At 67.3% G+C, this 24507-nt stretch carries 20 protein-coding genes and 2 pseudogenes; 8 read left to right on the top strand and 14 right to left on the bottom strand.

Going from position 1 to position 24507, the window contains the following annotated elements; translation table 11 throughout:
- Nucleotides 1-139: 139 nt before the first annotated feature.
- The 5 genes from AC07F3_RS36525 to AC07F3_RS36505 all read right to left on the bottom strand — a co-directional run bounded on the left by AC07F3_RS36525 (nucleotide 140) and on the right by AC07F3_RS36505 (nucleotide 4171).
- Nucleotides 140-751: an SMI1/KNR4 family protein gene (locus AC07F3_RS36525; RefSeq protein ID WP_479119032.1), complete on the bottom strand. Its 612-nt coding sequence runs from the start codon at nucleotides 749-751 to the stop codon at nucleotides 140-142.
- Nucleotides 748-2439 (bottom strand): RHS repeat-associated core domain-containing protein, encoded by a 1692-nt coding sequence (locus AC07F3_RS36520; protein ID WP_479119031.1) that lies wholly within the window; start codon nucleotides 2437-2439, stop codon nucleotides 748-750. Before AC07F3_RS36520 ends, AC07F3_RS36525 begins: the two co-directional genes overlap by 4 nt.
- 244 nt (nucleotides 2440-2683) lie before the next feature.
- On the bottom strand, nucleotides 2684-3451 hold the full coding sequence (locus AC07F3_RS36515) for a transposase (RefSeq protein ID WP_479119030.1): 768 nt from the start codon (nucleotides 3449-3451) through the stop codon (nucleotides 2684-2686).
- Between the two features lie 343 nt (nucleotides 3452-3794).
- Nucleotides 3795-4046: an integrase core domain-containing protein gene (locus AC07F3_RS36510; RefSeq protein ID WP_479119029.1), complete on the bottom strand. Its 252-nt coding sequence runs from the start codon at nucleotides 4044-4046 to the stop codon at nucleotides 3795-3797.
- Nucleotides 4043-4171, bottom strand: coding sequence for a hypothetical protein (locus tag AC07F3_RS36505; RefSeq protein WP_479119028.1), 129 nt, complete (start codon nucleotides 4169-4171; stop codon nucleotides 4043-4045). Before AC07F3_RS36505 ends, AC07F3_RS36510 begins: the two co-directional genes overlap by 4 nt.
- A 96-nt stretch (nucleotides 4172-4267) precedes the next feature.
- Between AC07F3_RS36505 and AC07F3_RS36500 the strand changes: the two genes are divergently transcribed.
- Nucleotides 4268-4507 (top strand): hypothetical protein, encoded by a 240-nt coding sequence (locus tag AC07F3_RS36500; protein ID WP_479119027.1) that lies wholly within the window; start codon nucleotides 4268-4270, stop codon nucleotides 4505-4507.
- A 405-nt stretch (nucleotides 4508-4912) separates the two neighbouring features.
- On the top strand, nucleotides 4913-6154 hold the full coding sequence (locus AC07F3_RS36495) for an MFS transporter (protein WP_479119026.1): 1242 nt from the start codon (nucleotides 4913-4915) through the stop codon (nucleotides 6152-6154).
- 405 nt (nucleotides 6155-6559) lie between these two features.
- On the opposite strand, the gene AC07F3_RS36490 is transcribed toward AC07F3_RS36495, so the two are convergent.
- The 3 genes from AC07F3_RS36490 to AC07F3_RS36480 all read right to left on the bottom strand — a co-directional run bounded on the left by AC07F3_RS36490 (nucleotide 6560) and on the right by AC07F3_RS36480 (nucleotide 8643).
- The gene (locus tag AC07F3_RS36490) at nucleotides 6560-7795 is read right to left on the bottom strand and encodes a serine hydrolase domain-containing protein (RefSeq protein WP_479119025.1); all 1236 of its coding nucleotides are present in this window, start codon (nucleotides 7793-7795) and stop codon (nucleotides 6560-6562) included.
- A 126-nt stretch (nucleotides 7796-7921) separates the two neighbouring features.
- A complete protein-coding gene (locus AC07F3_RS36485; protein ID WP_479119024.1) occupies nucleotides 7922-8311 on the bottom strand; it encodes a DUF1048 domain-containing protein in 390 nt (129 codons plus the stop codon).
- A 2-nt stretch (nucleotides 8312-8313) separates the two neighbouring features.
- Entirely contained in the window at nucleotides 8314-8643 is a 330-nt protein-coding gene (locus AC07F3_RS36480) for a PadR family transcriptional regulator (RefSeq protein WP_479119023.1), read from the bottom strand.
- Between the two features lie 900 nt (nucleotides 8644-9543).
- Between AC07F3_RS36480 and AC07F3_RS36475 the strand changes: the two genes are divergently transcribed.
- A complete protein-coding gene (locus AC07F3_RS36475) occupies nucleotides 9544-10242 on the top strand; it encodes a DUF4253 domain-containing protein (protein WP_479119174.1) in 699 nt (232 codons plus the stop codon).
- A 77-nt stretch (nucleotides 10243-10319) separates the two neighbouring features.
- Here the strand turns inward: AC07F3_RS36475 and AC07F3_RS36470 are convergent, their stop codons facing one another.
- On the bottom strand, nucleotides 10320-10847 hold the full coding sequence (locus AC07F3_RS36470) for a hypothetical protein (RefSeq protein WP_479119022.1): 528 nt from the start codon (nucleotides 10845-10847) through the stop codon (nucleotides 10320-10322).
- Nucleotides 10848-13128: 2281 nt separating this feature from the next.
- Here AC07F3_RS36470 and AC07F3_RS36465 point away from each other — a divergent pair.
- Nucleotides 13129-14346 (top strand): methyltransferase domain-containing protein, encoded by a 1218-nt coding sequence (locus AC07F3_RS36465; RefSeq protein ID WP_479119020.1) that lies wholly within the window; start codon nucleotides 13129-13131, stop codon nucleotides 14344-14346.
- 297 nt (nucleotides 14347-14643) lie between these two features.
- Here the strand turns inward: AC07F3_RS36465 and AC07F3_RS36460 are convergent, their stop codons facing one another.
- Nucleotides 14644-15078, bottom strand: a complete 435-nt coding sequence (locus AC07F3_RS36460; RefSeq protein ID WP_479119018.1) for a hypothetical protein — start codon at nucleotides 15076-15078, stop codon at nucleotides 14644-14646.
- 187 nt (nucleotides 15079-15265) lie between these two features.
- Between AC07F3_RS36460 and AC07F3_RS36455 the strand changes: the two genes are divergently transcribed.
- Both AC07F3_RS36455 and AC07F3_RS36450 read left to right on the top strand, forming a co-directional pair.
- Nucleotides 15266-16162, top strand: a complete 897-nt coding sequence (locus AC07F3_RS36455; protein WP_479119016.1) for a hypothetical protein — start codon at nucleotides 15266-15268, stop codon at nucleotides 16160-16162.
- 261 nt (nucleotides 16163-16423) lie between these two features.
- Nucleotides 16424-16741, top strand: coding sequence for a hypothetical protein (locus AC07F3_RS36450; RefSeq protein WP_479119014.1), 318 nt, complete (start codon nucleotides 16424-16426; stop codon nucleotides 16739-16741).
- A 124-nt stretch (nucleotides 16742-16865) separates the two neighbouring features.
- Here the strand turns inward: AC07F3_RS36450 and AC07F3_RS36445 are convergent, their stop codons facing one another.
- Nucleotides 16866-17741: a hypothetical protein gene (locus tag AC07F3_RS36445; RefSeq protein ID WP_479119013.1), complete on the bottom strand. Its 876-nt coding sequence runs from the start codon at nucleotides 17739-17741 to the stop codon at nucleotides 16866-16868.
- A 512-nt stretch (nucleotides 17742-18253) separates the two neighbouring features.
- On the opposite strand from AC07F3_RS36445, the gene AC07F3_RS36440 reads away from it, so the two are divergent.
- On the top strand, nucleotides 18254-19510 hold the full coding sequence (locus AC07F3_RS36440; protein WP_479119011.1) for an IS110 family RNA-guided transposase: 1257 nt from the start codon (nucleotides 18254-18256) through the stop codon (nucleotides 19508-19510).
- Here the strand turns inward: AC07F3_RS36440 and AC07F3_RS36435 are convergent.
- Nucleotides 19503-19985, bottom strand: coding sequence for a hypothetical protein (locus tag AC07F3_RS36435; protein ID WP_479119010.1), 483 nt, complete (start codon nucleotides 19983-19985; stop codon nucleotides 19503-19505). The genes AC07F3_RS36440 and AC07F3_RS36435 overlap by 8 nt on opposite strands.
- Nucleotides 19986-21678: 1693 nt before the next feature.
- Here AC07F3_RS36435 and AC07F3_RS36430 point away from each other — a divergent pair.
- A complete protein-coding gene (locus AC07F3_RS36430) occupies nucleotides 21679-22929 on the top strand; it encodes an MFS transporter (protein ID WP_479119008.1) in 1251 nt (416 codons plus the stop codon).
- A 790-nt stretch (nucleotides 22930-23719) separates the two neighbouring features.
- Here the strand turns inward: AC07F3_RS36430 and AC07F3_RS36425 are convergent.
- Together AC07F3_RS36425 and AC07F3_RS36420 are read right to left on the bottom strand one after the other, a co-directional pair.
- Nucleotides 23720-24288 (bottom strand): annotated as a pseudogene (locus AC07F3_RS36425) (ABC transporter ATP-binding protein); the annotation flags it as partial.
- A 21-nt stretch (nucleotides 24289-24309) separates the two neighbouring features.
- Nucleotides 24310-24507, bottom strand: a pseudogene (locus tag AC07F3_RS36420) (hypothetical protein); the annotation flags it as partial.

Below are 24507 nucleotides of genomic sequence, written 5' to 3'. Positions count from 1 at the left end.
TACTCAACGGCCCCTGGGCAACGGAAGCCCTCACCGGAAGGTAATCCGGAGAGGGCTTCTGCATGTCGCCCGCGAGCAGACAGACGACACATCGCCGCCCACCGTGAGCCGCCACACGGCAGAGATCACATGTTCGGGCTCAGTCATACTCCATCCCAGCAAACGGGTTGGCTTCTCCCGTCCAGGGGTTTAGGCCCTCCCCACGCAACCGCTCCTCTTCCCTGGCGTGCAGAAATCGCACGGGTCGGCCCCACACTGAGAGGTCACTCAGCGGACACCTACCGAAGTCGGCAGTGAAGACACGGACGAGGAATTCGGCCATTCCGCACTCATACAGTTCCCAACTCGCATCGTCGCGAGACCACACGGCGACGGGCCACATTTCCGGATTTCGGTCCTCGGTGAGCCAGCAGAGTACATCGGCGCCACCGGTACTGCCCCAGACCAGCATGTTGCTCAGGGAGTGGCGTGCAGCGAGTTCCGGTCGTGCCCAGTTCTGCATGTCGGGAGAAGCGATGGTGTCATCTGGGAGCCGATGAGTCTGCCATCGCTGGCCAGGCGTGCTCCGGGGAATCGGCACCATGATGCCGTCCTCGTTGAACGACCCCTCTCCAAAGAATTCGGTGAACTCCTTGTAGTCGGTGGGGAAACTCGCGCCGTAGTGACCTTGAAGTGCCTCCCAATCAACAACGTCACCCGATTCATCTGAGTGCTGGACGATTTCCATCAGACGTTGCACGGATGTGTTCACGGTGTCACTCCTGTTGGAACGGGTTTTCCGCCGAACGTAACGCCACCGAGGTTACGCCAGTTTCCGAACTTCACGCTATATACCTGGTTTGGCACCACTTCGTCGAAACTGATACCGGGATTTCCATCGGGGTCGTACCCGTTGGCCATCATCTCGTAGCTTACTGGCACGGTTCTTGAACCCATGTACTTGGGAGTGACCGTGTAGTGCACCACTTGTCCCAGGCCGATCGCGCCCTTCACCTGATTCTCGAAGCGCAGCATGTGGTCGGTGATGCCGGGATCCTGGGGGCTTACCCGGGTAGCGTTGGTCGAGCGGGCACAGGTTGAGAGGTTCCTCAAGTCAAGCCCGTCGCCGCCGAACTGCTTGCCCAGCAAGTGGCATGCGTTGACCCACTGACCCGGCGGCCGGTTTCCCAGATAACCAACGTAGTCACGCGCCCAGTCATAACCGGGGGGCTTCAGGGAGCTGGGGTCGGTAGATGATCCTGCATGGGTAGCGAGGTATTCAGAGTCCAGGCAAGCTTCGATTCCTGTGGCTCGATTTCCGTTTGCCGGGTCTGTTGCCCCGTAGTCGACCCAGCCCTCTCCGCCGATCAGGCAGGATCCGCCTGTCTGCTGGCTCCCCCCGCTTCCTGTCGAGCCAGAATTGAAGGGGTTGCCGAGTATCGAACTCTGGTTACCGGGCTGCCCTTGCTGCGTGGATCCCGATTCCGGGCCGTTCTGTGTTCCGTTCTGGTCGGAGCTCGAGCAGTTGTCGCACTTTCCGGGCTTGAGCTTGTGGGGGTCTGGCTTGGGCTTTGGTTTCGGCCTAGTGGTCAGGGTGTCGCAACTCCGGTGGGAGAAGAGTGACGCGAGGCCGGAAAACACTGCACCGACGCCTGCGGCAACCTCCCCAACGCCTGTGACGAGAGCGACACCGACCGCGATCACTCCAATGACGCCTACCGTCCATTCCAGGGCGGTGCTCCAGTCGAAGCCCTCGTCGGAGCTGTAGTTGGGCTGGTAGCTCTGCTGGTAGCTGGGTTCGTAGTCGCCTTTGAGGTCGTAGTTGTGCGAGGGCTCTGCGCTTGTACCTGTATCGGATTCCCCCGACGATGAGCCGTCGTCACCGCCTCCGCCGCGCGGGCCGCGGAACTTCGGTGGGTAGCAGGCGTAGTGACCGGTGGGGTCTGCGTTGCTCAGTGGGTCGTCGTTGGCGTAGGCGTAGAGGTTGCCGTCTGCGGAGGTCACGGGGTTGGCGGCGGCAGTGTCGCGGCTGGGGAATTGGGCGGTTGACGGGTTGTACCAGCGACTGGCGGTGTTGACCTGGCCCGTGGCGGAGTCGGTCCAGCCGCCTTGGTAGCCGAGGTGGGGGGTGGCGCCGGCGGTTGCGGTCGGCTTGCCCCAGGGGTCGTACGCGGCGGAGTTGGAGACGGCCGTACCGGCGGTTGTGTAGGTGCCGATCACATCGCCGTGGCGGTCGGTGTAGGCGAGGTTTTTGCTTGCGCTGGTGCTGATGCCGACGAGGTCGCCGCCGGGGGTGCGGGAGTAAGTCTCGCTGCCGTCCGACGCGATGTGGTCGGCGGTGCCGTCGTAGCTGAAGGTGTGACCGGGGGCGGAGGCGAGTCTGCCGAGCGCGTCGTAGGTGTAGCTCTGGCCGCCTTGGGCAGTGGAAGAGCGAGGACGAACTGACCTGGGAGTGCACACCGACGTCCGTATTGAAAAGATGCGTATCGGCGCGGAGGAGGGCGCCCTTTTCCGAACTGAGCTTGTCCATCAGTGACTTGACCTGGCTTCCCCAGGCTTGATGCGCCTTTTTAAGGGCGCCCGAGGCCAGCCATCCATGGCCGTCGCGCGCATCGAACTCCCTCACCGCTGCGGCCGTTTCAGGGTTGTCCCGTAAAGATCTTGGGGTTTGAGAGGCGTGGCTGCTGTGGTGCCGTCTGTGCGCCTATCCGGCGAGGGCGAGGTTGTGGAGGCGGGCGATGCCGAGCATGGCGTGGTGGACGCCGTCGCCTTTGAGGCGGCAGTCGCGCAGGATCTTCCATCCCTTCATACGTGCGAAGGTGTGCTCGACGCGGGCGCGGACCTGCTTGTGGGACCGGTTGTGTTCTTCTTTCCAGTCCGGGAGTTCTTCGCCTTTGCGGCGACGGTGCGGAATGACCAGTCCGGTGCCCTGGTAGCCCCCGTCGGCGATGGTCATCGTGTTGCCGACGGCGGCCTTGGCGCCGGACTCTTCCCAGCCGCGGGAGTCGTGCCGGTTGCCTGGCACGGGTCGGCCGACCACCACGACCAGGCGGGTGTCGGCGTCGATGACGACCTGATGGGCCGTGGAATAGCGGTAGTTCTTCGACTGCTCGGCGACGGTGTGGTCCCGCGTGGGGACCAGCGTGCCGTCGACGATGAGGACGGCGTCCTTGCGGAACCGCTTGCGTGGCTGCAGGGCGAGCATCGGCCCCAGATGGTCGATGATCCGGTCGGCGGCCGACTTGGAGATTCCGAAGAGCGGGGCCAGCTGGCGCATCGTCAAGTTCGTGCGCCAGTACGCCGCGACCAGCAGAATGCGGTCCTCCAACGGCAGGCTCCACGGCCGTCCACGGTGCACATCGGCCGCATGCTCGCGCCGCACGGCGGTCACCAGCTTGCCGAAGCAGCGCGGGCTCAGCCCGGTGAACGGGCCTATCCAGGACGGCCCCAAGGCCGTGATCACACCAGCCACACCAAGATCATCTCAGTCCTGACCAGGGCTTCCCGGACAACCCTTAGTTCGACGGCACGTACCTGCCAGCGCAGACTAACAAACCATGATCACGCCAGCTGGTGCTGCGCGGGGAATCACCTGACCGTCTCCTGCAGCAGTACATGCGTTGCCCGGCAGCCTGCGCAACGCGATCAGCGGGGATGTTACGACTAGCCCGAACCCTGGACCGGCATGTATCTCACGAGGCCGTCCTTGTCCTCCAGCGAAGTGTCAAGCCCCGGGCTCCGTGTGAGGTAGCTGGCTTTCTGGAGTGACGCAGGGAGTTCGGCCGCGTAAGGGGCGGCCTCGCGCTCGGCCGGATCTACGTGCCGAGATCGCCGTGCAGACATCGCTGGTTGAACCAGTCGATGTACTCGGCGACCGCGATCTCAACGTCGTTGATGGACATCCACGCCCCCTTGTCACGGATCAACTCGGCCTTGAACAGGCTGTTGAACGCCTCGGCGAGGGCGTTGTCATACGAGTCCCCCTTGAAGCCGACCGAGGCCACGGCTGCCTCGCCGGCGGGGCGTTCGATGTAGCGAATGGCATTGATATTGGACTGCGCGGTCAAAGTGATGTGTGAGGCCGGTGCCGGTGTGTGCCGACGCGCCAGATCGCCATCTCCAGGGCGTCGAGCGCGAGGTCGGTGTAGAGGTTGGTGGCAACCTGCCAGCCGACGACCATGCGGGAGAGCACATCGATGACGAAGGCCGCGTGGACCCAGTCGGAGAAGGTCCTGACTTAGATGCGTGCGGACGTTCAGAGGCACGTAGGGGACTGCTTCCTGGGCGGTTGGCCGGTGCGCGGCTCGCGGCCGCGCTGAGCATCCGCGTCGCCAAGGACAAGCTCCTTGAACTCCTCCGTGGGTTACCGGAGTTACCGCAGTTCAGCGTGCGGGTCCTCGGGGTCGACGACTTCGCGCTGCGCAAGGGCGACTCGCGTGCCACGATCCTGGTGGACCTGGAGAACGGCGCCTCGATGTGCTGCCGAGCCGGGACGCCTAGCCGCTGGCCTCCTGGCCCCGGTTGGTAAGCCCTCGATGACGAGACGGCACCACGGGCAAGCGCTCTACGCGGCACCGGCGGCGGACGGAGCGCCGCATCCGGGCGGGAACCCCGCGCCCACGACCCGCCCGCACCACCGGGACGCACCGCCGGACAGCGCCGGGCGTGCCGACACCCCCTCTGTTGCCCGGGAGTTGGAACCGCCCCGGGGATCAGGGCCGCCCGAGGGCGGGAGGGGCAACGGGGCCCGCCCCCGGGCGAGCCACGGCTCGCCCGGCTTCGCGGGGTTGTAAAAGCCCCTTCCTCCCCCGACTCGCAGCCCGGGGAGGAGGCCGCATTCCTAGCCGAAAGGCGACCGAGATTCGCGCCGAGTATGTAATATACCCATAGTGCAAGTGGCCCTTACTGCGTGCCTAGGATGCGGAGCCGCGCCATGCCCCACCTGATACCGGATACCGGACCACAACGCGTCCTCGCCGCCTCCAACTTCGTGTACACCGTTGGCAGCGGCCTCTTCCTGACCGCAGGGGTTCTGTACTTCACGCAAGCGGTACATCTGTCGGCCAGCCAGGTCGGACTCGGACTCGCCGTCGCCGGACTCGTCTCGCTCGGCGTAGGCATCGGCGTCGGCCACCTGGCGGACCGATACGGCGCACGCGGCGTGTACGCGACCACGCTGGTTGTCCAGGCGTTAGGTACGGCTGCCTTCGTCCTGGCGGACAGCTTCTGGCCGTTCGTCCTCGCCGTTGCCACTGCTACCAGCGCCAAAGCAGCCGGCCTTGCCGCACGCTCCCCGCTGATCCGGCACTATGGAGGAGACAGGCCACAGGAGTTCCGCGGCTACCTCCGTGCCGTCTCCAACATCGGCATCTCGCTTGGAGCGCTGCTGGCGGGCTGGGCGGTCCAAGTCGGCACCCAGTCCGCGTACCGACTCCTTGTCGTCGGCAACGCCGTCTCTTTCGCAGCCGCCGCAGCCGTGCTCATCCTCCTGCCTTCCGTCGCCCCCAAGCCCACCGCCGGCGGCCCACGTTGGATCGCCCTGCGCGACCGGCCCTACCTCCTGATCACCACCCTCGACGGCATCATGGCAATCCAGTTCAAGGTCCTCACTGTGGCCATTCCGCTCTGGCTGGTCACCGCTACCACCGCCCCGCCGTGGCTGATCTCCGGCACCATGCTCGCCAACACCCTCCTCGTCATCGCGTTCCAAGTGCGCGCCAGCCGCACTATTGATTCCGCCTCTGCCGGTGCTCGTGCCTACCGGCGAGCGGGCGTAGCCTTCCTCGCTTCCTGCTCGCTGATCTCACTGTCCGCGGGAGTACCGACCTGGGCCGCGGTCACACTGCTGTTGACCGGGGTAGTGGTCCATACAGTGGGCGAACTGTGGCACTCCGCCGCAGGCTTCGAAGTGTCCTTCGCTCTGGCCCCGGAGCGCGCCACCGGCCAGTACCTCGGGGTGTTCGGCCTGGGCGCTGGTCTGTCCGAAGCCGTCGGGCCGACGTTGGTCATCGCGCTCTGCATCACCTGGGGACGCCCCGGGTGGTACGTCACAGGTGTGCTGTTCGCCCTGACAGGCCTGGCCGCACCCCTGGCCGTCCGCTGGGCCCAACGGCCCCAAGAGGCAAGGCAATCGGAACTACCAGTCCCAACCGTAGAGAACCTGCCCGCCGCCTGATCACGGCGCCACGAGGAGGCGGCCGAATACAGGCAGTGACTTGGACAGCCTCTTCGGCGGGCGGGCTGCTCGTCGGCGTGTCGGTGCAGGTCGTGGCGTTTCGCCTGGCGGCTGAGACTTCGCTTGGCGGCAGTGCAGCGGGTGAGCGCATGAAGGAATGCCCGGAGGGCGGGGCCCGTTGGGTGGCGAGGGTAGGACACCTGAATGCCATGTACTGCGGCGGGAAGTGCCGTACGCGGGCGTGGAGGTGCACGCCCGCTGTCGCGTCAGGGATTACGATCGGCTCGTCCAGCACACCCTGATCACCTGGGCCTCGATCACACTCAGGACCATGCGCCTGGCCAGGAAAGGTGCGACCCCCGGGCGGGGAAGCCGGCGCCGGCTGCTTTGACCAGGCAAGGCAGGTCAGTCGCCGACTGCCTGGTAGAGCGCGGTCCAGAAGTCCTGCATGGCCCGCGCCGAATCCGGGGTGGACATCCCGGTCTGGGTGAGCAGGATGCCGACGAGCCGGTGGTGCGGGTCGGCGTAGGTGGTGGTGCCGGCTCCGCCGTCCCAGCCGAACTGGCCGATGGGCGCGTAGTCGCCCCGGTAGGTGCGGACCGTCATCCCGAAGCCCCAGCCGCCGGTCTGCCCTTGGCCGTGTGACAGATGGACGATGCTGCGGGCCCAGGCTTGTAGGGCGGATGTCTGCTCGGGGGTGAGGCGGTTGGTGGTCATCAGCTCGACGGCCGGCCGGGACAGGATCCGTTCGGTGCCGTGCATTCCGTGATTGAGCAGCATCCGGAAGTAGGCGTTGTAGTCGTCGACGGTGGAGTCGAGTCCGCCGCCGCCGGACTGGAAGGCCGGGGGCCGGCTGTGGTGTCCTCCTTCGGCCTGGTCCTCCACGGTGAACTCTCCGGTCTGCGGGTCGGGGGCGTACAGGGGCGGCAGCCGGTTGATCTTGTCGGCGGGCACGTGGAAGCCGGTGTCCTTCATGCCCAGTGGTTCGAAGATGCGTGCCCGCAGGAACGTTTCGAACGACTGGCCGGTGACCCGGGCCACCAGGACGCCGAGTATGTCGTCGCTGACGTTGTACAGCCACTGCTCTCCCGGCTGGTACATCAGCGGAAGCGTGCCCAGGCGGCGCATCCACTCATCCGGCTTGACGGCCGGCAGCATCCATCCGTTCTCGCCGTAGACCCTCTGCGCGAAGAACTCGCGCATCATCGGGGAGCCCATCGCCGTCGTGTCCAGACCGAGCCCGCAGGTGGAAGTGAGCAGGTCCCGCACGGTGATCGGACGCCGCGCCGGCACGGTGTCCTCCAGCGGGCCGTCAGCTCGCTTGAGGACCCTCCGGTCTGCCAGCTCGGGCAGCCACCGGTCTATCGGGTCGTCCAGGCGCAGCCGGCACTCGTCCAGCAGAACCATCGTCGCGGCGACCGCGACGGGCTTGGTCGTCGAGGCCATCCGGAAGATGGTGTCCCAGCGCATCGGCGCGCCGCCGCCGTGGCGCATCGTCCCGATCGTTTCGACATGTGTCTCCTGGCCCCGGCTGACCAGGGCGACGAGTCCGGGAATCTTCTTGGACTCCACATGCCGTTCCAGCACTTCGCGCAGCCTGCGCAGCCCTGCTTCGGAGAAGCCGTCAATGCCGTTTCCCATCGTGAATCTCCTTGCACACGGTGTTCGATCTCGACACCACCGCAGGCATGCGGCGGGAGGCGGCCGGGCGGGCATGGCCCCCGTGGCCGCGTGGTGCAGACAGGCGATGAAAGCGATGCTCGGCGATCAGAGTGTCTTGTCTTCGGTTCCGGTCTCGTTACCGGCGGCGCGCTCGACGTCGTCGGTCAGCTGCTTGCGTGCGCGGGCGGGGACGTAGCCGCCCTCCGAGTAGTTCTGGGCAAAGGCCTCGACGAACTCAACCGGGTCCTCCCCGACGATCTCGCGGATCGGCGTTCCGTCCGCCGCGCCCTGCTCGAACAGGTCGGCGAGGTCTTCGAACATCGACGCGTTGCTGTCGGCGTCGATCGGGACGAAGTGCATCAGGTACCGCTCGATCGCCTCGACCGCCGCGCGGTGGCTCTCGGGAAGCTCCTTGACGCGCGCCTTGTATGCCTTCCAGCGTTTCTTGGGCCCGATCACCTTCGAGAGGAAGCCGGTCTTTTCGGCATCGGACATGGTTACTTGCCCCCTTCGCGGAGCTGTTCCAGCCGTTCCGTGAGGAAGCTCCAGGCCCTCCAGAACTCTTCGAGGTACTCCCGCCCCTGAGCATTGAGGGAGTGCACCTTGCGGGGCGGCCCCTTCTCGGAGGGGACCTTCTCCACATCCACGAGGCCGCGCTTCTCCATCCTGAGAAGCAGCGCGTAGACGGTCCCTTCGGCGATGTCGGAGAAACCCTGCTCCCGCAGCTGTGCCGTGATCTCGTAGCCGTAGGCGGGCCGACCGGCCAGGGACGCGAGGATGATGCCCTCGAGCGTGCCCTTGAGCATCTCCGTCTCCAGCTTGGTCACGGAACACCCCTCCCCTTGCGCTAGTCAGCCTTGTTGAGTACCAGTACACAGTAACGCTCACTACTGGTACCTAGCAACACAGAATAGTGGAGGTGCAGGCCGACACCGCATATGCCCAGTTCAGCAACATCCCCAGCAGGAACCCAAAGCGGAATGCACGGCAAGTGAAGATCGACGGACACCTGCGCGAGCCGCGTCGCTATCCGTCAACTACTCCGCCTGTCGCCCGCCACCCGCCACGTCTCCGGCGCTCCGAGTTGAACACACGCACGAGGGTGCGCCGGAGCAAGTCCATTGCGGGAGACGGCCGTTTGCGCTTTCCCCTGCCCCGCGTCATCGAGACCCGGTCCGCCTCGTAGCCGGACGTGGGGGACGGTGAAGTACGCGAGCCGGGCCGCCGCGTCGCTGACCGGCGCTGGGGTGCGGTACTTGCACTCGATGGTCTTCACCCCCATCAGGCCCGTGACCAGCGAAAACTCCTAGCCGAGGCGGAGCCTGGCGGCGTGGTCGCGCAGGGCCCGGGCACGCCCTGGGGTCGCGCCCGGGCCCGTCGTGCAGCGGTCGGCGATCAACTCAGCGGCGACGCGGACGGTTTCTCCCTGGTGCCCGGTGTCCCACGCCGCGGTGGCGAGGGCAGACAGACGGGTAAGGGCCCGAGACCGACGTCCATCGAGGCGGGGCTGCCGCGGTCAGGCTGTGCCCGCGGGGGACGGAGATTGTGCCGGTGCCCGAGGTCCTGCGCAGGGGGGACCTGCTGCGTCGTGGGACTCTGTTGGTCATTCCGCCTGTCTCGGGTGATCGTTCCCCTTGTTCGGGCCGTTGTCAGAGGTGGACTTTAGACTCCGCCGCATAACACTGCAGCTTCCCGATGGTGCGTTTTTGCCCTGCGACGCACCGACGATGTGGGTCTCCGCCGAGCCGGTCGCGGATCCCACGTGGTGGATGCGCTGCCAGCGGGAGCAGGACAGTACGGGGCTGAGGCCCGTCCTCTGGTACCCAGACCCTCTACCTCGACCCCTCGACCTTGCCGAGGTGGAGGCCGTCGAGCTGGAGCGGGTGCTGGAGCAGGACTGGCGCATTTACCGGGATCACCAGCTCGAACGGCTTGCTGCTCCATCGGCACCGGTGCAATTGCCCCCGGAGGTGGCCGAGTTCATCGAGCCATTCGAGGAGGACCCGGGTGCGCCTTTCGACCGCTGTCCAGGGCTGGCCCCCGTCTCGATACCGGCCCTGACCCTGAACGATCCGGACGAGGTTGCCCGGTCGATGCTCACGCAGCTCGCGGCGGATAGCCCCTACCTTCTCTCGGGCTGCCACCTCGCCCTGGTAAGGGCCGATCGCAGCGCCGACATCCCCGCCGCCATCGGATGGGATGCACAGGCCCCGCTCCCCTTCTTGTGTTCCCTGCTCAGAAGCTGGGAGGACAGATTTGAAGCCCGCGTCGTCGCGGCAACCAGGGCGACACTCTTCGTCTCCGTTGCACACCCTCCTCGAACCCAAGAGCACGCCCTGCACGTCAGATCGAGCATGTCCTGTCCACCGCGGACAGCGTCATCAAGGACCCGCCGATGCCCTGCCCCGACTACTCGGCGTCTTTGATCGACAGTAATCTCTGGTCGTTCTGGTGGGATTGACGCCTTCTCTGCAGCACTGGGCAACCCGTGAAGGTGTGTGCCTCAGACGTGAGCGGGCTCGAAGTCGACCACGACCATCTTCTCCAGCTGGTAGCTGTCAAGGTCCGGATAGTTCCAGAACTCACCGGGACGGATCTGGTGGAACCTGAACGTCGCGTTGGTCTCGTTCGCGGCGACGATGCAGCGGACCGGGCTGGGCCGGTTGAGCGCGCGGACGAGCCGGCCGAACTCCACGGCGAATGCGATGCCGTGGAGGAGCAGGATCCGCTGATCGTCCTCCGCGATTTGCGGAGCGTGATCGACGATAGCGACAGGAACGGGGACGTGGTCCTCCAGGTGGAAGGAGCTGTCGGAGCATTCCCAAGCGGTGAGGTCATGGAAGAACGAGGGAGCGTCGTCGGAATTACCGGCAGAGTCGGCCCAGGTGAGCACGTCCCCTCGGTGGCTGATCCCGCTGGCAAGCTGGTCCCGCAGGCCCGGTGTGAGCCCTCCCGGCGGTGCCACGGCGGCCAGCCCAGCACCTACTCCAAGCGCCCGAATGGCGGCCTCGTTCATTTTCAGCGACAGCATGCTGTGCATGATCGCAGCCGCTGCCTTGTCTCATCAACGAATATCAAGTGGACCACGGTGCTCGCCGCCGACGCTGCGGCCGGCGGTACTCGATCACGATTGCGCAGGCCTCTGAACTCGCGACCTGCGGTTCGACCTGGGCCTTGCTGTCTGCCGGTCACAACCTCGCGGACCCCGCGGCCCTTGGTGGTCTGGGCCAGGCTGAAGACGGACAGTGCCCGCCCCACGAGCAACACCCCAGGGTCTTCACGGCCGGAGGCCTGCGTTCAGCACGCTTCCAACGCAGCGTGACTGCTCAGGGATCCGGCGCTGAAGCCGCGCTAGGAGGAACGGTCTTCCCCGCGACCGCCAGCCACCTGGCTCTGCGGGTACGTCTCGGCCCCGCCAGCCAGGGGGGTGGGCTGACGGGGCCGAGACGTCCGGGCGAGCGGGGGGAGGCCGGCCCGGAGGGGGGTGTTGTTCTGTTGCCCCGTTGGGAGGGGATGATGCGTGTGATCTGCGGCACGGCCTGGTTGGTGAGTTGGGCGCTGGGAGCACTGGCCTGTGGTGGGTGTCCTGTGCGGCAATCGGCAGCCGCGGAGCCAGAGTCTGGTGGAGTCCGAGGAGGGTATGGATGTGGCGGTCCACAGCCGAGCTGATGATGTCCGCCGGGCTCCAGGCAGACGGCCTCAACCGGTCCGCTCGCCGGGATCTACGACCCGAACGGCATGGCGCCATGTCCTCCCTACAACCTCACCGGGGATCAGACCCAGCAGCTCACGGCGATCCTTGCACGCTGCCCCGAACTCGACCGCACCGCGGAACACGTGTGCTCATTCGCCGAGTTGATGAACACCCGACGTGGCAAGCACCTGCACGCATGGGTCGCTCGTATCTGTGAAGCGAGCGTCACGGGTGCGGCGTTGGGGCGCATGCTGCGGAACAAACCTGCAGAAAACGACCTCTCAGTAGCGCGAGCGCGTCGAGCTGCGCCGCCGCGTACACAGTCTGCGTCTGCTCCGCGCGCCCCGTCCGCGTCACCTGCACACACCCGCCACATCTTCGTGGCCATGGCCCGGCTGGCTTCCGGGCCATGGCCACCAGCGTGTTACCGCTGGGTGAGGTCGTACACAGCTAGGAAGATCAGCATGACGCACACGGCCCAAAGAACCAGCCGAGCTGCTCTTTTCCGATTCATGCTTCCTCCGTTCAATTCTTCGCCGCTATTTGAATCCAGGCACGAATGGTCCTGGTACCCCGGCAGCTACGCCACCAAAGACAGCACTCTCGGTACCGGCTCCCAGCGCGGCGGCTGTACCACCGGCAGCGGCACCTGCCCAGAGACCTGCTGTCACGCCTCCCGAGACTGCACAGGCGATGCCTGCCGTAGCAGCCGCATGCAGCCCCGACCACCAGAGCAGCCGCCCCTACCGTCACCGTTGCGACGGCTTCGACCACGAAGTCTTTCCAGCCGCTGAACACTCCCGGTCAGCAGTCACCAAGACCTGACGCAAACACCCCAGCCGGAACTCGCCCCTCCGCCCAAGCCCCTGGCTGCACACCCGCCCAGACCCCCGCGCTCTTGTAGGCCCGGCGCAGTGCGCTCGCGTGGAACGCCTCAGCGTGACTGCGCCTGGCGACGCCGTTTCCAGTCCCACGGGATCAGCCACTCAGGCGGGCGCCCTTGGCCCAGGCTTCCCACAGGTCGCGCGGGAACGCCACGATGCACGGGCCTGGCGCCCCGCGGCGTCGGAGACATCGCCCTGTCGGCGGCCATGCGTCAGCGAGCCGGCCGGGGCGGCACGCCGGGGGGCCTGCGAGCAGCGTCACACCTCCGAGCCTGGGCCAGGCTGATCTTCCGCCCGAGCGCAGATATCTTGACGGACTGCCGCGGCACGCAACGCTGGAACTCGAGCGCCTTGAGTCGCTCTTCCCGGGGCATACGTCCGTCGCGGAGCTGCTCGAGGACGCCAGCACGACCCTGGGGAGCGTGGGGCTCCTCGAGAAAGACCTGGCTGTACTGGAGGACTTCCTGAGAGAGCACCACGCAGCGGCCGGCGCGGAGTGACTGGCCGCAACCAGGCGCCCATAGAGCACTGTTGTGGCAATGCTCCAGGGATACGGTGGTGGGGCGTCGCCAGAAAAACGCCCTCCCGCGGGGCGTTGGGGGCCTACCGTGGAATTCTTCCGCTTGGAGGTTCGTGATGGACGACAAGCACCGCTCGCCGATCGGTGACGACGGGCAACAGCCCGACCGGCCGATCCCGCCCCCTCCCCCGCCGGCCCCGAAACCGTAGCGCCCGTGACAACCGTCGCCGCGCGCACGGCCGAGCTGCTCGCCGCCATCGGCGAGCAGCTCGGTTTTCCCGTGCCCGCGCCCTATGCCGCCGCTGTCCGCGCGGTGCCGCGGCATGTGTTCCTGCCCGACCGGGTGTGGCTGCGTGACGGTCACGGCGGGCGGCACGGCGTCGACAGGGCCGCCGACCCGGAGGGCTGGTGGCAGGCCGCGTACTCGGATGTCCCGCTGGTCACGAAGTTCAGTGCCGACGGGTCACCGTCCTCCGCGGCGTCGATGCCGTCGATGGTGCTGCGCGCCCTGCTCCTTGGCGAAGCCGACCGTCTCGCCCCCGGGGCGCGGGTCCTCGAGCTCGGTGCGGGCACGGGCTTCAACGCGGCCCTGTTGTGCGCGCTGCTCGGCCAGGACGCGGTCACCACCGTCGACCTCGACCCGGCGCTGGTGGCGCAGGCCGCGGCAAATCTGAAGGCCGCGGGCTTCGCGCCCACCGTCGCCGCGGGTGATGCCGCCGGCGGCTGGCCGCCCGCCGCCCCCTACGACCTGATCCTGGCCACGTTCTCCGTCGACCGCATCCCCGACCCGTGGCGGGCCCAACTTCCCCCGGGCGGGCGGCTCGTGACGCCGTGGTACTCGGACTGGGCCGCGTACGGCATGCTCACCGCCACCGCGGCCCCCGGCGGGGCGCTGCACGGCCGGTTCCACCCCCACGGCTCGTACATGGTCATGCGCAGCCCCGGCGTGCTGCAGGCTGCCGTCGGCGGCCCCGGCTCGGTCACCGAGGTGAACGTGGCGGGCCCCGCAAACACGCCCCGGTCCCCGGCCTCGCGCCCGGCCTGCGGCTCGCAGGCCGCACACCCGCGGCGCACCCGGCTCTCCCCGTGGGCTGTGACCGCCGACCTCGACATCGAGTTCCACCTTGGCCTCACCGTCGCGCACACCTCCTGGGCGTGGGACACCACCGGCCAGCACGCCCCGGTCCGGTTCAGCCTCTACAGCGCCGACGGATCCACCGCACATGTAGACCACGACGGCGTCGACCCGGCCCAGTTCGCCGTCACCCAAACCGGGCCCCGCGCCCTGTGGGACGAGACCGAGGCCGCCTACGACCGCTGGCAGGCCCTCGGCCGCCCGGGCGTCGACCGCCACGGCCTTACCGTCACTCCCGACGGCACTCACCGGATCTGGATCGACCAGCCCCAAACCACGGTCACGGTCCTGCGGTAGCGGTCCGGATTACGCCCCCCATACCTCCCAGCTGTCCTTCGACAACGAGGTTAGTCGTGGGTAGACCGCTGAGCTGCGCAGACCGAGTTAATGAGGTCCGGGTAGCCGGGTCACCCCCATCCCTCTGCCGCGCCAGCCCCGGCCCTCGCCCACAGCCCTTGCTCAACCACCTCCGACCGGGGGTCCCAAGAACGGTGGAGGTCACCAGGTTCGACGGAACGGACGTCCTGCTGCTGCTCCTGCTTAACCGTCACATGTCCTGCATAATCAGGGCATTCTCGCCCTGGGACGCGATCGCTACAGGCGGAGCCCCCGGCCATCCCAGGTGTGTGCGAGGATGTCGTACTCGTCGTCGAGCTCGGCGAGCCGCTCAGCGAGCGGCAGCTGGTGGCCAAACCACCGGTGGACTTGTCGGGCAAGGTCCCGCGCGGTCAGCTCGCCCACCAGCAGCTGGTGCGCAAGAGCCCGCACCGCGGCTTCCTGGCCCCCCGCGCTGCCGCGTGGATAGAACGTCAGGTCCAGCTCATCGAGTGCGGCGGGAAGGAGCTCGGGCACCTCGTACTCGGCCTCGCCGCGTGTACAGGCAGCCAGGATCTGCAGCGCCGGGCTGTCGAGCCCAGCGACGAGCGCCTCGCAGGCAGCCTCAACAACATGCGGCGCCGGGACCTCGCCGATACTCCAGAAAGCGGCGAGATCCTGCAGGTCAACGGCAGCGGCCTTGATCGAGGACACCCTGCATAATCTCCCGCGTCGAGCCATCCGGTCGAATGAGTATCACCCGACATAGGCGCTCGTGACCGTCACGCGATGTCGGCCAGACCCGTTTCCAGAGACTCCCCTCACCTTGAGCACGGTGCCTTCGTGAGTCCATCGGTGGCCTGTGCTCAGGCGTCCCCAGCGCCTCCCGTAGGCTCCCGGCATGTCTTACGGGGTGGATGCACGGGAACTGTATGACGCCCTGGGGTGGCATGAGGGGACGGAGGCGTACGAGAGGATCGTCGTGCCCTGGCTCGATCGAGCCCAGGACGGCTACCGCGCCTGGCTGGCCACAGCGGCCGAAGACAGCTCATGGCGGACCGGGAAGGGAACGGAGGAGCCCGACAGGCAGGAACTCGTGTGGGAGCTCTACGCCCTGCACCGGGTCAGCGACCAGCTGCTGCTCGCCTTCCAGCCTCCCTCCAACGAGCCCGGCTCCCCCGACCCGCGGCCCCTGCTCTCGGAGCGCGAGTACCTCAACGTGTTCACCTCGCTCGGCATGACGGCGTTCGAGGACGGCGACACGTTCGACCCGTTCCTCCACGAGATCGTCGAGGTCGAACAGGCCGACGACCCGCACGCCCCGATCGAGATCACCGAGATCCGCTGGCCCGGCCTGATGCTGGGCCGGCTGCTGTTCAACCGGGCCGGCGTGCGGATCCGCGCCGGCATCAAGCACGCGCAGCGCGGCGTCGCGGACCGCTCGCCGCTGTACTGGACCTTCCGGCGCCGCCACCGGCCGACGGTCGACCTGTCCCAGGGCTGGGGCAGCAATTCCCAGTGGCGCACCGACTTCCGCCTCGACTACCGGACCCCGGCCGGCGACCGGCTCAACGTGGCGGGGGACCGCCCGATCGACGGCAGTGCCGACCTGCACCCCGACCACCCGGAGAATCTCAGCCCCCAGGAGAGACTTCTGACGCCCTACGAGCGGCGCGAGCTGCTGCGCCACCGCTGTCTCCTGCGCGCGCCCGAGGCCGCCGACACACTGGCCGGATCGCCCGCCTGGGAGCGCGACCTGATGCCCTTCGACTGGCGGCTTCCGAACTCCGAGGCCTGACCTCGGAGCGGGCGGTAGTCGGCGAGAGCGAGACAGCCTGACCGGCCTGCTCCGATGAGATCCGCGACCAGATTCACGAAGCTTTCCTCACCCTGGGGTGCGCCCTCATCTGCTGGCGCCGGTAGTCCGTTCAATCCCAGTAGCCGCGGGAACGCGGCGTCGTCACTACCTCGTTCGGCCAGGTCAGACGGACTTGCCGAAGCTGGTCGTGCAGCGCGTCGATCCAACCGCGTCCAGGCGATGAAGAAGTTGAGCTGATCATTGGTGGTGCCGCTGGCCATGGCCCCGTCGCCCGAGGTGAGTTTGCTGCCGGGGGTATTCGAGCCGGGTGAACAGCAGTGTGAGCCGGGCGGGCTGCAGGCATTCGAGCACACGGATCGCGCGGGCGCCACCTTGGCCGACGAACCAGGTGGCGGCGAACCCTGTGGGGTCCTCCTCGCCTTTGAAAGCGAGGCTGTTGCCCCTCCACCGGTAGGGCTGGCCGTCGCCCTCCCGTTCGATGCCGAGGCAGCCTCGCCACAGGTGCTTGACTACTGGCGGGAGGGGGTTATTCCGACCGTGCACTATTCCCTCGATTGATCTCGGGTTTGGTGCGGCGGAGGGGCTCGGTGGCTCTCCGGTTGCTACGACCCATGCCACCCACGTCTCCCTCCCTTTTGCTGACCACGCCGCCTTCGCCGGCCGCTGAACGCTCCGGCGGGTCTCAGGTCCGCGGGGGTGCCAACCACCGTTCTGCGCGGCCCTGCTTGTCCGAGTCCCCAGAGTGGCGCGCTTGAGCCAGTAGACGAGCTCGCAGCACTTCAGGAAGAGCGGCCACGTCCCGCTTCTGACGCGGGCGGGTCTTCCAGCCCACCAGATGCCGCACGGCCCCGGCGTCATGTCGCCCCTCGGCCCGCGGGTCGCCCAGTGCGGTGAGCAGGTCGGCGATCGGCACCCTGCCAAGCAGCTCGCCAGCCACACCCTCGTGGACGGGGTAACCGGAGCAGCGCCCGCTGCCGGAGCCGTACCAGTCGAGCAGGGCCAACACCCGCTCCACCGGGCCGGGGAACGTCAGCAGGAGTCGGTCCGTAAGTTCCACAAGCAGTTCGGGAGAGGGCAGGCCGCCGGCGCGCGAGAGGTCGAGGATCCGGTCGGCGGTCCCCTCCAGTCCGGCGGGCACCGCAGCCAGCCAGTTGCGCCTCGCTTCCGCTCCTTCCTCCGCTCGCTGCTGGTCAGCCTCGAACCGCCGTATGGGACCGGACATGCCGTGCCCGTCCAGCCACGCCAGGAGCAAGCGGCCGTCGGCAAGGACGGCGTCGCTCTCCCACTGCCCCCACCTCAGTGTCGCCCCGTGGTGCAGGACGACACCTGCGAGCCGCCCACCGTCCCGGTCGAACAACTCGAAGCGAACGTCCCCGAGGCACATGCACTGGAACCCGGGCAGCGATTCCACCGCCATAGCCCTCCTGAGCCTGGCCGACTCCGCCGGATCAGAGAGGTCCACCCGGATCTCTCCGGCCGCCTCGAACCTGCTCACCGAGCTCACCTGAGCCACGTGCACCTGCTGCAGGACGCTGTCCAGCGCTGTCTTCTCGTCCATCAATCGGTCCCTCCCCGCCCGGGCCACAGATGCGCAGCCCGCCAGATTCCACCGCAGCTCCGGCTGCCCCGCAACCCGGTTCCCCCAGGCCCGCACTTCAGCTCGCACGCCGATGGGCGGATCCCTCCGGGGTGAGGATGAAGCCATTGGTGAACAGGGCGCCGCCTTCCTGGAAAAGCCCAGAGGACGGGTTCGGCATCGGCATGGACGGAAGCCGACGATTTTCTTGGCCCCGGGGCGAAGCTGCTCCAGAGGTGGGAGCAGAGCAGGGTGTCGTTACGTTGGACGGTCGCGTAGGCCAGCGTCTTGGGGTAGTTGGGGTTACTCCCCCATTACCTTCTTGATCGGCCCTGCAATGGGGTTCCCGGCCTCCGGGGCGGCATGACTGCTTCCCCCCTGTTGATCATGATCTGGGGGGGTGGTGTCACCGCTCCCGGAGGCACTGGTAGACCGCTGATGAGGGGCATGCCCACCGACTCCTTCGGGAGACAGGGAGGTTCTTCGTAATGTGGATGCCGGCAGCTGGTGCCGCAGGTGAGGCCGGGACGTACGACCGGAGAGTGCACGTGATCGACACCAGTGACATCGGCGCCTTCCTCGGCCTGGACGTCGGCAAGGGCGAACACCACGCCACCGCGCTGACCCCGGCAGGGAAGAAGGCCTTCGACAAGCGCCTGCCCAACAGCGAACCCAAGCTCCGCGAGGTGTTCGCCAAGCTGATCGCGAAGCACGGCACCGTGCTCGTCGTCGTCGACCAGCCCGCCTCGATCGGCGCCCTGCCGCTGGCCGTTGCCCGCGACGCGGGCTGCCAGGTCGCCTACCTCCCCGGGCTGACGATGCGGCGGATCGCCGATCTCTATCCCGGCGAGGCCAAGACCGACGCGAGGGACGCGTTCATCATCGCGGACGCCGCCCGCGCGATGCCCCACACCCTCCGCGCCATCGAGCTCGAAGACGAAACGGTCGCCGAGCTGGAGATGATCGTGGGCTTCGACGACGACCTCGCGGGTGAGGTCACCCGGGTCGCGAACCGGCTCCGCGGCCTGCTGACCCAGATCCACCCGCATCTGGAGCGAGTTGTCGGCCCGCGCATCCAGCACCCCGCCGTCCTGACGCTGCTCGAACGCTTCGGATCCCCGGCCCAGATCCGCAAGGCTGGACGCCGCCAGCTGGTCACCCTCATACGCCCGAAGGCCCCGCGGATGGCCGAGCGCCTGGTCGAGGACATCTTCACCGCTCTGGACGAGCAGACCGTCATCGTTCCCGGGACCGATGCGGCCGCACTCATCGTGCCCAGCCTCGCCACTTCCCGCAGCGCCGTCCTTGACCAGCGCAAACTCCTGGCCACCAGGATCGAGGAACTGCTGGATGCCCACCCTCTTTCCAAGGTCCTGACGTCCATGCCGGGGATCGGCGTCAGGACCGGAGCCAGGATCCTCATCGACGTCGGCGACGGCAGCGCGTTCCCGAGCGCCGCCCACCTCGCCTCCTATGCCGGCCTCGCCCCGGCCACCCGCAGCTCAGGCTCCTCGATCCGCGGAGAACAACCCTCCCGCCGCGGAAACAAGCAGCTCAAACGGGCGTTCTTCCTCTCCGCGTTCGCCGCTCTGGCCGATCCCGCCTCCCGCACCTACTACGACAAGAAGATCAAGCAGGGCAAGCACCACACCCAAGCCCTTCTCTGCCTCGCGAGACGACGAGCCGACGTGCTCTTCGCGATGCTCCGCGACGGCACCTTCTACGAGCCGCAGCCAGCGGCCGTCACATGACCTGCGGGTCACCCAGCAGCACCACACGGTCGGCCCCGACGTCGAAGCCGAGAACCGGGTGGAGCGGATCAGACTCCGGGCTCAGCAACACCGGCTTGCCGAGCCGACGCCCTATTGCCCGCAGCAGACGGCACAGCACATCCACGCCGTCCTGACCCTGCAAGTCCCGCAGATCAACGTCGAAGTCGACCGAGCCAGCCTCATACGCCCGAAAGATCACTAGGAACCCAGGGACCGGCCAGACCCTCAGCAACACGTCGGCACCCTCACCGCGGGCCAGCATGTCCGCAGCTCTCGGCAGCCGGACCGCAACACCATCCTCGGAGTACTCGCACGACCACCCCTGCGCCCGAACGAGATCAAGCACTACTTGCCAGTCCTCCACCGAAGTATCCGGAACGCGGACGTCCGGAAGTGACCCCATCAGGTCGGGAGCAAAGAAGCTCTTCACGTCATCCCACAGCAGGTCAGGCATCACGCCATGCTGCCTTGCCACTCACCGAAACACAGCCCGATTCCCTTGACGAAACCCATAGGGGCGCCCCCCGAAGAGGACCGGGGGCGGGCCGAACGCTGTGACAATCTCGCTGAAGAAACGGTCCTTGCGGCACCAGGCCTTACTGACACGACGGATCTCGTCGTACTCAGCCGAGGTGAAGGTCCGGTCGAGTCGCAGCCATCCCTGACGGTGTGCGATCCCGGCGAAGACCGAGGCCAGGGGGCCTCGTGTGCATCACCCCAGAGATCCTGAAAGGCTCCACTCACGCCGGTGGAGGAGGCTCCTCGGCGGGTTTGCAGGTCCTTCAGTTCCTGCTGCCATGCCGGCCTGGTGGCGTCCGCGAACGCCACCGCGTCAAGGTAGAGCCTGATCGCTATCTCGCCGCCATACGTTTCCCGGGCGACGGCCCCACCAGCCGGGGGGGGTGGGCTGACGGGGCCGAGACGTCCGGGCGAGCGGCGGGAGGCCGGCCCGGAGGGGGTGTTGTTCTGTTGCCCCGTTGAGAGGGGATGATGCGTGTGATCTGCGGCACGGCCTGGTTGGTGAGTTGGGCGCTGGGAGCACTGGCCTGTGGTGGGTGTCCTGTGCGGCAATCGGCGGCCGCGGAGCCAGGGGCTGGTGGAGTCCGAGGAGGGTAGGGATGTGCGTTGTAGTGCTACCGGCCAGGCCCACGGCGGCCCCGCTGGGAAGTGCAGGTGGAGTGCTGCCCATACCACGTACCAGACCGCGCCACCGCGACTTCGCACTGCGTAAGCCCGCCCACGCACACGCACATGCCACACGCAGCGTCACCAACCACGGAACCATAGGCACTGACGAGCAATCCTCGCCGTGCTTGAGGCCGACGGCTTACGGTGTGTCACAAAATGGAGTCACTGTCCATTCCTCGCCAACTGGTGGAACGAAGAAGGAGCCGCCGACCGCTAGGACGTACCGATTGTCGGGCCAGTTCAGAACCGGTGGATTCAAGGTGTTGTATCAGAGTTTGCTTCATATATCAGATTGACGGCCAGGCGACCGCTTCGGCTGGGTCTTGGGTCCGCAGCACGACGTTGCCCCCCGGGCGGATAAGCAACGACGGAGAACTCGTCGTAGGCCGCGGCGATAGCACGAAGGTGTCGCCCGCCTCAAGGTCCGACGCCGGTATCCGCGATACGTCCCTCCATGTGTAGGTGTGCTGGACAGGATCCGCTGGCACCGGGGCACTGCCATGGCGGCGATGAGGCTCTTGATCACTGCTGCTCACGTGGTCACCTCCATAGGGATGTGAGTTGCGGAGGCGGCAAGGGTTGCGTGGCAACCGCCGCCCGGCCGTGCCGCCAACATGCCCCGGTGGGCAAACGGCGCGAGTCAAGGGCGCGGGCCGGCTCCTTTGGCAACTCGAACGCTACGACCAATCAGTCTTCTCAGATGCCTCGTTGACCTGCGACTATGTCAAGCCGCTCGACGAGCTGCGCAACAGGGTGGGGACCGCCGAGATGCTGCAGCCCCCGCGCGGCTGGCATCGACGGTCATCAGCGGTTTCGAGGACCTGCGACTGCGACCTACCCCTTTGCCTCAGCCGGCTGCCACACAGCGTGAACATCAGAACTCGTACGAACAGATGGGTGGAACAGTGCAGCAAGAAGCGGCAACTGACGATCGGCCCAAGCAGGCCGATCACCCAACGGTGTGGCGCAGCAGGAATTTCCTGCTGCTGTCGAGTGGGCAGACCGTCGCGGAGTTGGGCTCACGTATATCCAGTGTCGCGATCCCACTACTCGCCGCCGAGACACTCGACGCGAGCATCTTCCAGATCTCGCTGCTGACCACCGTCGCCTGGCTGCCGTACCTGCTCATCTCGCTGCCGGCGGGGTTGATCGCCGATCGGGTCGACCAACGCAGGCTGATGATCACTTGTGACCTGGGTCGTATGGCCCTGATGCTGTCGCTGCCGCTCGCCTCGGTCGCCGGAGTGCTGAGTCTGGGGTTCCTGTACGCCGTCATCGGGATCTCCGGCGTACTGACGGTCCTGTTCAACGTGGCCTACCGGTCGAAGCTGCCGCGCCTGCTGCAGGAACACCAGCTCGTCGACGGCAACGCCAAGCTCACCATGAGTCAGGACCTCGGTGAGCTGGTGGGCCCCTCGATCGGCGGCGTGCTCATCGGGGTCCTCGGCGCCGCCAAGACCTTCTTCACCAATGGCCTCGCCTACCTGATCAGCGCCGTCACGCTGTGGCTGATCCGCATGGAGCCTGTCGACCGGGCGGCTCAGACCTCCGAGGCACGGAGGCCTCTGCGCGCCGAGCTGACGGAGGGGATCGTCTTCATCAGCCGGCATCCGATCCTGCGCAGGCTGCTGTTGTGCAGCACGACTTCCAACTTCTTCGTCATGGCCTGCGGGTCCATCGAAGTCACCTTCATGGTGCGGGAGCTGGAAGCTCCCTCGTGGCTTGTCGGGGTCGTGTTCAGCATCAGCGCCATCGGTGGCCTGGGCATCGGCGCCCTCACCAAACGCATCTCGGACCGGTTGGGCACCGCCCGCATCATCTGGGTGGCCATGGCCGCCCCCGGCCCGCTGTATCTGTGCATGCCGCTGGCCCAGCCCGGCTGGGGCGTCCTGCTGTACGGCATCGGTCTTGCCGCGTTCTCCGCCAACGTGGTGCTGTACAGCGTGGCCGCCACCTCGTATCGGCAACGTGTCACCCCGGCCAACATGCTCGGCAGGGTCAACGCCTCCGTGCTGTGGATCTGCTACGGAGCCATCCCGCTGGGCTCCCTGACCGGCGGAGCCCTCGCCAGCGCGCTCGGCCTGCGGACCGCGCTGTGGATCTGCGCCCTCGGCACATGGAGCGCCGCCCTGTGGGTCTACTTCTCACCGCTGCGCACAATGCGTGACCTGCCCGAGAGCCGTGCCGTCCCTGAGGCCGCTGGAGTGTGAGCAGGGCGAACCACCGAGCCTGGGCCGCACCGGGTGACGCTCGCCCTGATATGACGCGCCGTCCAGGCATGGGCTGGGGACGGCGCGCACCCGGTGACGGCTTCCGCTCCCTGGGCACAGGGGCAGGCCACCGCGCAAACCTCACTGGTGAACGGCCAGTTCTGTCCATGGAGGCGCCGCTCTCGCGCCGCTCCTCGGCCACTCTGGAAGGCGGTGAGGTCGTCCCTGGCGTCCAGCAGTATGTCCGTGACCTTGGGGAGCCGGCTGCCGAGCATGTCAGCGCGCGGGGTCCACGGTAGTCGCCGTCTGCGGCGCGGCTCTGCCCACGACCTGCACGAGCTGTCCCATGCCCGGGCGCATCCAGAACCCCGAACGCAAGGCGGATGCCGGGCGAACACGGCCGTCGCCGTGCCGGCCAGCCGGTCGGGCGCGTTAGCCCCCTCGAACTCCAGGGTGTCCTGGAGCATGTGGGAGCCCTCCTCCCCCCCCTCTCGGTACAGCCATGGGAAGTAGAGCCCCTCCTTCAGGGGAGTAAGCCGGGGGGACGTCCTCGATGTCGGCCTGGGACAGGGCGACCCCCTCATCTCCGCTCCGATGTCGTCGAGTTCCTCCTGGCTCGGCGACGCCATGTCCGCGGAGGGCTCAACGGCCGCCGGGTTTCCGGCGGCCTGCGCCACAGCTCGCGATGCCCAGGATCCCCGCGAACAGCCGTCGCAGCGTTTGTGCTTCGGCGGTGTCTTCCGGTACGAGGCCTTCTGCGCCCATCAGCGGCTCCCATGCTGTCGACGGATCATGAGGAGGAGAAACCCGCGGAACGGCCGTGCCACGAATTCCAGAGGCTCGCATACCCTCCGCCTGCGGCCACGAGCTCGTCATGGCTGCCGAGTTCGATGACCCGGCCGTCTTCCATCACCGCTAGGCGGTCTGCGTCCTGGGCGGTGTGAAGGCGGTGCGCGACGGCAATGACCGTCCGTCCAGGGCCGCTGCCGGGGTGCGCTCCGTACGCCGCGCGCTGCGCGGGTCGAGCAGCCCCGTCGCTTCGTCGAGGATCAGTGTGTGTGGATCGGCCAAGAGCACCCGGGCCAGGCTCAGTTGTGGTGCCTGCGCCCCGTCGAGGTGGTGCCCGCCGTCGCCGGGTTCTGCGTCCAGCCCGTCGGGCAGATGCGCGGCCCAGTCGCAGCCGACCGCCGCGAGCGCCTCGGCAAGTTCGGCGTCCGTCGCCGTGGGCGCCGACATCGACAGGCTGCCACGCAGGGTCCCTATGAACACGTGCTGTTCCTGGGTGACCAGGACGACCTGGCGTAGCAACCCCGGCGGCAGCGCGAACAGCGAGACCCCGCCGACGCCCACCGACCCGCTAGGGCGTGTGTGATGTCGTGATCAGTCGAGGGTTTTCACGAGGTCGTCGATCCAGATCATGGCGGCGCGGAGGTGGAGGCCGGCGAGGTAGCTGTCCGGGGTTTTGTCGTAGCGGGTGGCGATGCCTCGCCAGGCTTTCAGCTTGTTGATCAGACGCTCGACGGTGTTCCGTTCCTTGTAGAGGTCGGCGTCGAGGCTGATGGGCCGCCCGCCTCGTGC

This window comes from Streptomyces sp. NPDC045846, assembly GCF_056431605.1.
The sequence above is the reverse complement of the archived record's forward strand: the minus strand, read 5'-3'. Positions and strand labels throughout refer to the sequence as shown.